Origin of the sequence: Microvirga pakistanensis (assembly GCF_004458765.1) — a bacterium.
Taxonomy (GTDB): domain Bacteria; phylum Pseudomonadota; class Alphaproteobacteria; order Rhizobiales; family Beijerinckiaceae; genus Microvirga; species Microvirga pakistanensis.
Genome location: NZ_SPJX01000652.1, coordinates 199,468 through 210,817 on the forward strand (window position 1 = coordinate 199,468; position 11,350 = coordinate 210,817).

Sequence of the window (11,350 nt, forward strand, 5' to 3'; positions counted from 1 at the left end):
GTGCTCACCATTCTCTTCGACGGCATCGCGTATGGCATGCTGCTGTTCGTCCTGGCCTGCGGATTGGCCGTGACGCTCGGTCTGATGAACTTCGTCAATCTGGCGCATGGCGCCTTCGCCATGGCCGGCGGCTACGTGACGGCCGTTCTGATGAACCGCTATGGCGTGCCGTTCCTGGCGACCCTTCCGCTCGCCTTCATCGTCCCGGCCATCGTCGGCCTCCTGCTCGAGCGGACTCTCTACAGGCCGCTCTATGGGCGCAGCCACCTCGACCAGGTCCTGTTCTCGATCGGCCTGGTCTTCATGGCCGTGGCCGCCGTCGATTATGCCATGGGCTCTCAGCAGCAGCTGATCCAGCTTCCCGCCTGGCTTCAGGGGCGCGTCGACGTGCTCGGCATTCAGGTCGGGCTCTACCGCAGCTTCATCATCGTGATCTGCGGCGTGCTCGTCGTCGCGCTGCAGCTCATCCTGTCCCGGACCCGCTTCGGCAGCCGCCTGCGGGCCGCCGTGGACGATCCGCGCGTCGCCCGCGGGCTCGGGATCAATGTGAGCATGATCTTCGCCACCACATTCGCCGTCGGATCGGGCCTTGCGGGACTGGGCGGAGCGCTCGGCGCGGAAATCCTGGGCCTCGATCCCACGTTCCCGCTGAAGTTCATGATCTACTTCCTGATCGTGGTCACGGTGGGCGGAACGAGCAGCATCACCGGCCCGTTCCTGGCCTCGCTGATCCTCGGCATCGCCGACGTGGCCGGCAAATATTACGTCCCGAGCCTGGGCGCCTTCGTCATTTACACGCTCATGATCGTCGTTCTCATTCTTCGCCCGCAAGGACTCTTCGCCCGTGCACGCTGATCCGACTGCAGAAACCGCGACGCCGTCGAGCACGGCCGATGCCGTCCGCAGGCGCCTTGTCCGGAAAGGCCGTTGGAGCGTCGCCGAGATCGCGTTCTGGCTCGTGGCGGCCGCGACCCTGGTCTTCCTGCCCGAGCGCCATCTCATCCTGAACGAGATCGCCATCATCGGCCTGTTCGCGCTCTCCCTCGATCTGATCCTGGGTTATGCCGGCATCGTGTCCCTGGGCCACGCGGCCTTCTTCGGATTCGGGGCCTATGCCGCCGGGATCCTGGCGAAGCACGGGTTGGCCGATCCGCTGCTCGGGCTGGCCGTTGCATCGCTCGCCACGGCCCTTCTCGGCTTCGCCACGAGCTTTCTCGTCCTTCGCGGAACCGACCTCACGAAGCTGATGGTGACGCTCGGGGTCGCGCTCCTGCTCGGCGAGATCGCCAACCAGGCGTCCTGGCTCACCGGCGGCGCCGACGGCCTCCAGGGCATTTCCATGGGGCCGGTTCTCGGCCTGTTCGAGTTCGACATCTTCGGCACGACGGCCTATGCCTACAGCCTCGCGGTCACCTTCGTTCTCTTCGTCATCGCGCGCCGCATCGTGGTGTCGCCCTTCGGGCTTTCGCTGCGTTCGATCCGCGACAACCCGCTGCGCGCCCGCGCGGTGGGCATCCCGGTCAACCGCCGCCTCGTGGCGGTCTACACGCTGGCTGCGGCCTATGCGGGCGTAGCGGGCGCGCTCCTGGCGCAAACCACCCAGTTCGTGTCGCTCGACGTGCTCGCCTTTCACCGCTCGGCCGACATCATGCTCGTTCTGGTGATCGGCGGCGCCGGCTATCTCTACGGCGGGCTCCTCGGCGCCATCGGGTTCAAGATTCTCCAGGACATCCTTTCGGCCTGGACGCCGCAATACTGGCAGTTCTGGATCGGGCTGATCCTGGTGGTGCTCGTGCTTGCCGGGCGCGAGCGCCTGACCGACCGGGTCAAAGCCCTGTGGCCGCGGTCGCGACCTTCCCCGGACGGGAAGGCTCAGGCCCTGCCCGTCACCCCGGCGCGGGAGGTCTGACATGGCGGCCGCACTCGAAACCAGGGGGCTCATGAAGCGCTTCGGCGGCCTCGTGGCCACCGACAACGTGACGTTCCGGCTGGAGCAGGGCGCGCGCCACGCCCTCATCGGCCCGAACGGCGCGGGCAAGACCACCCTCATCAATCTGCTCACCGGCGTTCTCAAGCCGACCTCCGGGCAGATCCTGCTGCAGGGTGAGGACATCACAGGCCTGCGGCCGGAACGACGGGTGCAGCGGGGGCTCGCCCGGACCTTCCAGATCAACCAGCTCTTCCCGGCCATGACGCCGCTGGAGACCATCGGCCTCGCGGTATCCGAGCGCTTGGGAGGCGGGCGCGACTGGTGGCGCGTCACCGGCAGCCGGCGCGAAATCGTCGACGAGATCGTCGAGATCGCGCAGCGCTTCCGCCTCGCCGACGTGCTCGACGAGCGCACGTCGAACCTCGCCTATGGCAAGCAGCGCCTTCTCGAAATCGCCGTGGCGTTCGCGTGCCGTCCGCGGGTGCTCCTTCTCGACGAGCCTGCCGCCGGCGTGCCGGAGGCGGAGCGACATGAATTGCTCGCCACGGTCGCGGCTCTTCCGCGCGATGTCTCGGTGCTCCTGATCGAGCACGACATGGACCTGGTTTTCAGCTTCGCCGACAGGATCTCCGTTCTCGTCAACGGGGCGCTCTTCACCGAGGGCAGCGTCGAGGAGGTCTCGGCCGACCCGAGGGTGCGGGCGGTCTATCTCGGGGAGAGCGTCGATGAGTGAACTCCTCCATCTGCATCAGGTGTCGGCCGGCTACGGCGACGCCGTCGTCATCTCGAAGATCGACTTGCGCCTGCAACCGGGCGAGTCGCTCGCGGTGCTGGGGCGCAACGGAACCGGCAAGACCACGCTGCTCAATACGATCATCGGCGTGACGCGTCACAGGGGCGGCACCATTGTGCTCGATGGGAAGGATCTTGCCACCACGCGGCCCGACAAGCGCGCACTCGCCGGCATCGGCTGGGTGCCGCAGGAACGCAATATCTTCAAATCGCTGACCGTCGAGGAGAACCTGACCGCCGTGGCCCGCCCCGGCCTGTGGACGGTCTCTCGCGTCTACGAGATGTTCCCGCGCCTGAAGGAGCGCCGCGCCAACATGGGCAACCAACTCTCCGGCGGCGAGCAGCAGATGCTGGCGATCGCCCGCGCGCTCGTGCTCAACCCGAAGCTCCTGCTGCTGGACGAGCCCACGGAGGGACTCGCGCCCATCATCGTCGAGGAATTGCTGGCGGCGCTCAGGCGCATCATCCAGAGCGAGGGCATGTCGGCCGTGGTGGTGGAGCAGCATGCCCAAAAAGTCCTAGGCGTGACGGATAGCGCCATCATCCTGGATCGCGGTACCATCGTGCATGCGGGGTCGAGCCGATCCCTGATCGACGATCCCGCGCCCCTCGAGCAGCACCTGGGCGTGACGGCCAAGAAGAAGCCGCGCCAAGCCGCCATTCATTGAGCATCCACCGGAGGAACAGCCTATGCAGCGCACCACACCACCGTTTCGGGCCGACATGGTCGGCAGCCTTCTGCGTACCGGGGCTCTGAAGGATGCACGGCACAAGCATCATCAGGGCGAGCTCTCGGACTCGGGCCTGAAGGAGGTGGAGGATGAGGAGATCCGCAAGATCATCAAGCGCCAGGAGGAGATCGGCCTGCAGGCCGTCACGGACGGGGAGTTCCGCCGGGCCTACTGGCATTTCGACTTCCTGGAGCATCTCGACGGCGTGACCTCGATCGAGGCCGATTCCGGCATGAACTTCAAGGGCGGCGTCGGCATCACCAAGGCGTTGCGGATCACCGGCCGGGTGGGCTTCTCCGATCACCCCATGATCGACCATTTCCGCTTCGTGAAGGAGAACACGAGCCGGGTGGCCAAGATGACGATCCCCGGCCCGAGCATGCTCCACTATCGCGGCGGCCGGAAGATGATGAATGCAGGCGTCTATCCGGAGATGGACCCGTTCTATGCCGATGTGGGGGCCACCTACAACAAGGCGGTTCACGCCTTCTACGACGCGGGCTGCCGGTATCTGCAGTTCGACGACATTTCCTTCGCCTATCTGTGCGACCCGGATCAGCGCGAGATGCTGCGCCAGCGGGGCGACGATCCGCAGAAGCAGCCCGACATCTATGCCGGCATGGTGCGGGAGGCGCTCAGGGACAAGCCCGACGACCTCACGATCACCATGCATCTGTGCCGGGGCAATTTCCGCTCCACCTTCATCGCCTCCGGCGGCTACGAACCCGTGGCCGAGACGCTGTTCAACGCCATGCCGGTGGACGGCTATTTCATGGAATGGGATACCGACAGGGCAGGCGGGTTCGAGCCCCTGCGATTCCTTCCCAAGGGCAAGACCGTGGTTCTGGGACTCGTCACCTCCAAGACCGGCACCCTGGAGAACAAGGACGACATCAAGCGCAGGATCGACGAAGCGACGAAATATGTCGGTCTCGACCAGCTCTGTCTTTCGCCGCAATGCGGATTCGCCTCGACCGAGGAGGGCAATGTCCTCGCGGAGGACGAGCAATGGGCGAAGCTGCGCATGATCGTCGAGATCGCCCAGGAGGTCTGGGGCTGATCCCCCGATCCTGCCTTGCCGCGCCAATGTGGGCAGCAGGGCAGGATCGATCTTCCGCAATGCGTGCGCCTGTTATGCGTCGGTGAGCGAGGAGGCGGTGCCTTGTAAGCGCCGTGTCAGGGCTTCATCTGCGCCACGGCAGCTTTTGCGTCATCGAGGTCGGGCGCGTCGATGTGGCGGTAGCGCGCCTGCACCAGGCCGTAGAGGCCGAAGGCCAGGAGACCGATGGCGGTCAGGGCCAGAAGCACCCAGCCATAGGGCTGCTGCTGCAGGGCCTCGAGAGCGCCGCCGAGGCCATGGACCTCGGCGGACGAGCTGTGAAGAGCGGCCAGGACGAGAAAGCCGCCGATGATCACGAAGACGATGCCGCGGGCCGCGAATCCCATGCGGCCCAGGGACACGACCCAACCCCTCTTGTCGGCCGGCACCGCAAGATAGGCCGCGACGTCGCCGCGCCACGCCTTCCAGGCGAAGCCAAGCCCCGTCGCGGCAACGGCGACACCGATGAAACCCACGAGCCACAAGCCGAAGGGCTTGCTCATGAGCCAGGCCGTCCAATCCTGAGCGGCCTGGTCTTCTCCACCGCCGGAGCCGCGCCCGAGCGCGAGATTCAGCGCGGAGAGCGCAAGGCCGCCATAGATGAAGCCGCTGATCAGGTGGGCGCCTCTGATCGCCCAGCCCTTCATGTCCGAGCCGCGGCGGTCGGCGTCGGTGAGAGCCTCCACGATGCGCCAGGCGCAGAACCCGAAGAGCCCGACCGCGATCACGAACAGCCAGATCCGGCCGAAGGGCTGCGCGAGCAGGGTCTGCAGCGCGGAGCGGCTGCCGCCGGTCTGGCCGCCCGAGCCGACAGCCGCCAGAAGGGCCAGACCGCCGACGAGACCATAGACCACGCCGCGCGCGCCATAGCCTAAACGGGCGAGCGTCTCGACGGGATTCCGTGTGGGGTTCGGCATTGAACGTGGCTCCGCTTCCATTACCATCGTGAACCGACGAGGCTTGCCGGATGTTCCTTGTCACCGGGAGACTGTCAGGAAGGGCCGGCGACGATGACGGCCCGCCACGAAGGTGGGGCGGCGATGGCGCGATGCTTCACGGATCCAGGCTTCAGCTCCATTGCGAATGGGTACTGCGGCGGACCGATCAAAAACCGCTCGACAGGATATCGAGCGGCTCCTGAGGCCTATTGCGCGACGCCCGTCGAGGCGGAGGCGCGCCGCTCCTCGGGCGGCATGCGGATCGTGCTCACGATGTCCGCTTCGCCGACCGGCTCGGCCAGAGAGCTGCCGCCCACGAAAGCCTGGATCGCTCCGGCTTCCACCACATAGGTGCCGTCGTCCAGATGAAAGCCGAGGGACTCGACGGGCACCCGCAGGGTTACGCGCTTGGTCTCGCCGGGTTCGAGGCTGATCTTCTCGAACGCCTTGAGTTCGCGCAACGGCCGGCTGCGGCTCGCGACCGGATCGCGCGTATAGAGCTGCACGACCTCCTGGCCGGCCCTCGTGCCCTTGTTCGTCACGCTCACGGCGACTTCCAGCGCCTCGCCGGCATCGAGCTTCTGGCGTGCGATCGTTGCGTCGGAATAGGCGAACTGCGTGTAGCTGAGGCCCCAGCCGAACGGGTAGAGCGGCGTGATCGCCTCGTCGATATATTGCAGCGTGAAACGGTTGTCGGGAATTGTCGGGCGGCTCGATGGCAGGCGGTTGTAATACATCGGCAGCTGCCCCGTGGCGCGTGGCCAGGTGAGCGGGAGCTTGCCGCTCGGGCTGACGTCGCCGAACAGCACGTCTGCGACGGCATTGCCGCCTTCGGTGCCCGGATACCAGGCCATGAGAATCGACGGAATGCGCTCCGCCACCGGTCCCAGGATCTGCGGGCGTCCGCCCATGATCACAAGCGCGATCGGCTTGCCGGTGGCCGCGAGAGCTTCCAGGATTTCGCTCTGCTTGCCGCTAAGTTCGAGATGGGCGCGCGAGGCTGCCTCGCCCGAAAGCTCCTGCGGCTCGCCGAAGACGGCGACGACGACATCGGCGCTCTTCGCCGCTTCGAGGGCTGCGGGGAGCTGCTCCGTCGAGCGGCACATGAGATCGCAGGCGGGCGCGTGGCTCACCGCGATGCCGGCGGATTGCGCACGCTGGCGGATTCCCTGAAAGATCGTGACGCTGTCCTCCTTGTGGCCGCGCGCCGCGTGAGGACCCATCTGATCCTGCGGCGCATCGGCCAGCGGACCGATGACGGCGATCGAGCGCGTGCCGGATTTCACCGGCAGCAAGTCGCCCCTGTTCTGGAGGAGTACGAGCGTCTCGCGCGCGACCTCGCGCGCGGCTTGGCGCGTTTCCTTCGAAGGGAAATCCGCATCGGTGCGGGTGGGGTCGATGGCAGGCCGGTCGAACAGGCCGAGGCGGAACTTGGTGCGCAGGACCCTGCGCACCGATTCGTCGACCACGCTTTCCGGCACACGTCCGGCGCGCACCTCGTCGGGCAGGTGCGCGATGTAGAGCTGCCCCATCATGTCCATGTCGACCCCGGCCAGAATGGCCTTGCGTGCCGCCTCCGCGCCGTCTGCGGCGACGCCGTGATTGATCAATTCGCCGATGCCCACCCAATCCGAGGTGACGAAGCCGTCGAAGCCCCATTGCCGGCGCAGCACGTCCGTCAGCAGCCACGCATTGGCTGTCGAGGGTTCGCCGTTGAGCGCGTTGAAGGCTGCCATGAAGCTCGCCGAGCCGGCTTCGGCGGCGGCCCGGAAGGGAGGCAGGTAGGTATCGTGCATCTCCGCACGGGGAATGTAGGTGGTGTCGTAGTCGCGACCGCCCTGCGGCGCGCCATAGCCGGCGAAATGCTTCGTGGCGGCGGCAAGGCCGCCCTTGCGGAAGCCTTCCACGCGAGCGGCCGTCAGAACCGAGCCCAGATAGGGATCCTCTCCGAAGCCTTCGACGATGCGGCCCCAGCGGCTGTCACGCGAGAGATCCGCCATCGGCGCGAAGGTCCAGTTCACACCCACATGGGACGCCTCCTTAGCGGACGCTTCCGCCGCGAGGGCCGAAAGGCGCGGACTGAAGGCGGCGGCTTCGCCCAGAGGGAGCGGGAACTGGGTGCGGAAGCCATGCAGAACGTCGAGGCCGAACAGCAGCGGGATTTTGAGGCGCGATTGCTGCACCAGGGCCTGGGCCCTGGCGACATCCGCGGCATTGTTGAAGTTCAGCACCGCCCCGGCACGGCCCTCGGAAAGATCCTCCCACCGCAGCGGCGGGCCGTGGGAGACAAGGTTCAGCTGCCCGACCTTCTCCTCCAGGGTCATCTGCCCGAGCAGTTCGTCGACGCGGCGCTCGATGGCGTCCTGCGCGAAGGCCCCGGGCAGAGGCAGGCCGGACACAGCCAGGGCTGAAAGAAGGCCAAGGACATAAGAAAGCCGCACATTCGTCTCCTAGAATAGGCACGTGAAGGTTGTTGCGAGAGCCATCTCGCTTGCCAGCGATCCGTGCTACATAAGATAACGTCCCGAAGTGGCGTCTCGCGGGCGTCAGGTCAATCGATTTGTGAGGAATCGCGAGCAACCCGTGCCAGCTATCCTGAAGCTGCCCTTTCTGGCCCTGTCCTGCGCCCTGATCCTGTCAGGTCTGGCGCTGGCTGCTGCTGCCTATACCCGGGATGCCGAAGCGCTCGTGGTGTCCCTGGCGTTCTTTCTGGCGGTGGCCGCCGGGGCTCCCCTGCTGCTCGGCAGCCAGATCGGCAGGATCCTTGCCGAGCCGGAGCGAATCGTCGAGGACGTCTCCGTGCTCGAGGCGATCGCCCTGGAACAGGCGGCGGGACCGGTGCAAGGTCATGTCGTCGAGGAGCCCGCCCTCGACGAGGACAAGGACACTCTGCGCAGGATCCAGAAGGCGGAGGCCGTCGAGCACCTCCGGGACGGCATCACGCACGACCTCAACAACAAGCTCATGGTCATCAGCGCCAATATCGACGCGGTGGCCCGTCACATGAAGGATCAGCCGTCGGTGCAGCGCAAACTGCTCTCGGCCCTCGTCGCATCCGATCAGGCGGCAAGGCTCATCGCCAAGTCCGCGTCCTTCTCCCGCCCGAGTGAACCGCAGGTTCAATACCTGGATCTTTCCGAGAGAATCGGCTCTGTCGCATCTCTCATGGGGCGATCCCTCCTGCGCGATACGGTGGAACTGAACCTGTCTCTTTCTGAGGAACTCTGGCCCGTGGAGGCCGATCCCGACGAGATCGAGACCGCCATCGTCACCTTGAGCGCCTATGTGCGGGACAGTCTGACGCAAGGCGGAACCATCACGCTTGCGGCGCAGAACGCCCGGGTTGAGAAAGGCTCCCTTCCGAATCTGGACATCGAAGGCGATTTCGTCGAGCTGCGGATCTGCAGCACTCCGACGGAGAATGGGTTTCACGACGTCGGCGACGGCACGGAACAGGTTTTCACGCTCCAGGAGATCGACGTCTCATCCTGGCTCCGCCTGAATCGAAGCCTGCATTTCCTGCAAGGGATCGGAGGCGCCTCCAAGGTTTCCCGCAACGGCGATGAGCTTGCGATCGCGCTGTACCTGCCGCGTGCGGAAGTCGCCACGATGCTGCCTCTCGGTGCGCACAGCGAGGACGATCCGCCTGAAGAAGGCATGCGGCGGAGTGCGGAAATCCTCATCGTCGATGACGAACTCGAGGTTGCTCTGGCGCTGCAATCGACGCTCGAAGAATTCGGCTATGTCACCAGCATCGCCACCGATGCCGTGCAGGCGGTCAAAAGTCTTCAGTCACGCAAGCCGGGTCTTCTGCTCACGGATGTCGCCATGCCGGGAACCATGAACGGCGTCATGCTGGCGCGCGAGGTGCGGCAGGCATTTCCCGGATTGCCCGTGCTGCTGATCACCGGCAATCCCGTGATGGCGGGGGAGGCCGGCGAGTTCCCCCTGCTGCAGAAGCCCATCATCAGTCGCGATCTGCATGCCGCGATCCAGCGGCACCTGACGCCGCCGGACGACGGGGGGAAGGTCGTGCCGCTGTTTCCCCGTTCCTCCAGAAGCGCGTGAGCCGAGTCACGTAACGACGGCTGCGGCCGCAAGAGGAGCCGCAACCTCGCTGGCAGCGTGCGCAAGGGCAGCGAACAGCCGCTGCTGCGGCTTTTTCCAGACCAGGAGCTCAGGGTGCCATTGAACGCCGATGAGGAAGGGTGCCCTCTCATTCTCGATGGCTTGAACGATCCCGCTTTCGTCGTGCGCCGCGATCCGCAATCCCTCGCCGAGCCGGTCCACGGATTGGTGGTGCAGGGCGTTCACCAGACACGGATTGCAGCGCAGGATCCTGTCCAGGCGGGAATCGGCCTCGATGGTCACGCGCTTCTTCGGCAGTACCGTGCGCATCTTCGGGGCCTGAACATAGACCTCGTAGATATCCGTGTGCAGGCTGCCGCCCAGCGCCACGTTGATCATCTGCGATCCGCGGCAGATGCCGAGGATCGGAAGCTGCTGCGGCAGGGCCGCTTTCAGGAGCGAGAGCTCCATTTTGTCGCGATCAGGGTCGATGCGAACGTCCGGCAGAACCTGCCCGCCATAGATCTCTGCGCCGATATCGTCGCCGCCGCCGATGACGAGGCCCTGGAGTGGCTCTTGCGGCAGCGGCTCGCCCGGGACGAGGCGCACGGAACGTGCGCCCACCCGGGCCAGGGCCAGCCGATGCATGAGATAGCTGCGCCAGCCGCCGCGCCGGGAGGTGGTGACGCCGATCAGAGGTCTCGTCATGAGCGCACGACCTGTTCCACCACGTTGGCCCAGCTCTTGTCCTCGCCCCTGAAGGCGAGATAGGTCTTGCCCACCATGTCGAGCGCCTCGCGATCACAGGCCAGGCGCTCGACCGTGACCCAGCGGTTCCAGTCGGGCGCGATGCTCCAGCCGGGATCGCTCACGCGCGCGTCGGGCAGCCTATAGTGGAAGGTCGGGCGCCCATTGATCTTCTCGTTCGGAAGCACGGCCCGGACCCGGTCCCTGTCGAGGTGGTGCAGCAGGGGGAGAAGATCCAGATCGCGGTTGCGGGTCGGATTCGCCGCCAGATAATCATCGATGAAGCGAGGGATGTCGGGCCAGTAATCGGGCGAGACGATCATGCGGACGTAATCGGGCGGGAACGGATCGGCAAAACCGAGAAGGTCCCGCGTGCGGTCGGGCGAGACCTCCCGGCGCAGCCAGGGATTCAGGAGCACGAAGCTCTTCATGAAAGCCGTGACCGTGTGGGCGTCCTGGCGTGGAATCTCCGGATTGAAGTGGAGGCCGAAGGCATAGAAGGGTGCGTCCTGGGTGCCCCTCGCGCCGAGCCGGCGCAGGATGTCGAGGATGCGGTCGAGATCCTGCAGGCGGTCGATGGGCGTGGGCGCCGTCACCAGCTCGCAGGGCACGAGGTAGCTTGCAGCGAAGCCGAAAAGGGCTGCGATCTTGGGCAGGACGCCCTTCCGGCTGCCTCTGGTCTTGCCTGGATGCAGGATGCGGCTGTCAAGCTCGACCGTGAGCTCCCCGATGGCGGAGTCCTTCAGAGCGAAGGAATGCGGGTCCACCTCGACAAGGCGGCCTCCGAGCGCCTCCTGCAGCGCCTGTATGGTCTTCTCGGCGGAAGGGCCGACGAACTCGATCTCCACGCCGACCGTGCGTACCTCGCCGCGCTCGTTATGAAGCACGGGCGGCGTGAGAAAACCGATCGAGGTCGGAAGCGCGGTCTGCGCCATCGGAAACTCCGGCAGAGCACAAGATGTGAGGCCTTTGAGCAACGGACGCGGTCCGGCTGAGTTCCTTGCTTGGTCCTCCTCTCTCTTCCGCAGTCACGGTGTGGCTTTCC

Annotated in this window: 10 protein-coding genes; 6 read left to right on the top strand and 4 right to left on the bottom strand. The window is 65.9% G+C overall.

What is annotated here, in order from left to right; genetic code table 11:
- The 5 genes from E4K09_RS25720 to E4K09_RS25740 are packed head-to-tail and all read left to right on the top strand — an operon-like array spanning window position 1 to window position 4,513.
- Window positions 1-855 carry a branched-chain amino acid ABC transporter permease gene (locus E4K09_RS25720; protein WP_134500473.1) on the top strand — a complete coding sequence of 285 codons (855 nt, stop codon included), beginning with the start codon at window positions 1-3 and terminating at the stop codon, window positions 853-855.
- Window positions 845-1,909, top strand: coding sequence for an ABC transporter permease subunit (locus tag E4K09_RS25725; RefSeq protein ID WP_134500474.1), 1,065 nt, complete (start codon window positions 845-847; stop codon window positions 1,907-1,909). The genes E4K09_RS25720 and E4K09_RS25725 overlap by 11 nt, the downstream gene beginning before the upstream one ends.
- Before the next feature lies 1 nt (window position 1,910).
- Entirely contained in the window at window positions 1,911-2,663 is a 753-nt protein-coding gene (locus E4K09_RS25730) for an ABC transporter ATP-binding protein (RefSeq protein WP_134500475.1), read from the top strand.
- Window positions 2,656-3,390: an ABC transporter ATP-binding protein gene (locus E4K09_RS25735; protein ID WP_134500476.1), complete on the top strand. Its 735-nt coding sequence runs from the start codon at window positions 2,656-2,658 to the stop codon at window positions 3,388-3,390. Before E4K09_RS25730 ends, E4K09_RS25735 begins: the two co-directional genes overlap by 8 nt.
- Before the next feature lie 22 nt (window positions 3,391-3,412).
- Window positions 3,413-4,513 (top strand): 5-methyltetrahydropteroyltriglutamate--homocysteine S-methyltransferase, encoded by a 1,101-nt coding sequence (locus E4K09_RS25740; protein ID WP_134500477.1) that lies wholly within the window; start codon window positions 3,413-3,415, stop codon window positions 4,511-4,513.
- A gap of 116 nt (window positions 4,514-4,629) precedes the next feature.
- Here E4K09_RS25740 and E4K09_RS25745 read toward each other — a convergent pair whose 3' ends face one another.
- Window positions 4,630-5,469, bottom strand: coding sequence for a DUF1206 domain-containing protein (locus E4K09_RS25745; RefSeq protein ID WP_134500478.1), 840 nt, complete (start codon window positions 5,467-5,469; stop codon window positions 4,630-4,632).
- Between the two features lie 227 nt (window positions 5,470-5,696).
- Complete coding sequence (locus E4K09_RS25750) at window positions 5,697-7,931, bottom strand: glycoside hydrolase family 3 N-terminal domain-containing protein (protein ID WP_134500479.1); 2,235 nt, start codon at window positions 7,929-7,931, stop codon at window positions 5,697-5,699.
- Between the two features lie 142 nt (window positions 7,932-8,073).
- Here E4K09_RS25750 and E4K09_RS25755 point away from each other — a divergent pair, with 142 nt between their 5' ends.
- A complete protein-coding gene (locus E4K09_RS25755) occupies window positions 8,074-9,558 on the top strand; it encodes a response regulator (RefSeq protein WP_134500480.1) in 1,485 nt (494 codons plus the stop codon).
- A gap of 6 nt (window positions 9,559-9,564) precedes the next feature.
- On the opposite strand, the gene E4K09_RS25760 is transcribed toward E4K09_RS25755, so the two are convergent.
- Entirely contained in the window at window positions 9,565-10,266 is a 702-nt protein-coding gene (locus tag E4K09_RS25760) for a gamma-glutamyl-gamma-aminobutyrate hydrolase family protein (RefSeq protein ID WP_134500481.1), read from the bottom strand.
- On the bottom strand, window positions 10,263-11,240 hold the full coding sequence (locus E4K09_RS25765) for an amidoligase family protein (protein WP_134500482.1): 978 nt from the start codon (window positions 11,238-11,240) through the stop codon (window positions 10,263-10,265). Before E4K09_RS25765 ends, E4K09_RS25760 begins: the two co-directional genes overlap by 4 nt.
- Window positions 11,241-11,350: the final 110 nt, after the last annotated feature.

What these genes read in the sequence shown, in the direction of transcription:
- E4K09_RS25730 (WP_134500475.1), top strand. Translation starts at nt 1,911, where the DNA reads ATGGCGGCCGCACTCGAAACCAGGGGGCTCATGAAGCGCTTCGGCGGC.
- E4K09_RS25735 (WP_134500476.1), top strand. Translation starts at nt 2,656, where the DNA reads ATGAGTGAACTCCTCCATCTGCATCAGGTGTCGGCCGGCTACGGCGAC.
- E4K09_RS25740 (WP_134500477.1), top strand. Translation starts at nt 3,413, where the DNA reads ATGCAGCGCACCACACCACCGTTTCGGGCCGACATGGTCGGCAGCCTT.
- E4K09_RS25745 (WP_134500478.1), bottom strand. Translation starts at nt 5,469, where the DNA reads ATGCCGAACCCCACACGGAATCCCGTCGAGACGCTCGCCCGTTTAGGC.
- E4K09_RS25760 (WP_134500481.1), bottom strand. Translation starts at nt 10,266, where the DNA reads ATGACGAGACCTCTGATCGGCGTCACCACCTCCCGGCGCGGCGGCTGG.
- E4K09_RS25765 (WP_134500482.1), bottom strand. Translation starts at nt 11,240, where the DNA reads ATGGCGCAGACCGCGCTTCCGACCTCGATCGGTTTTCTCACGCCGCCC.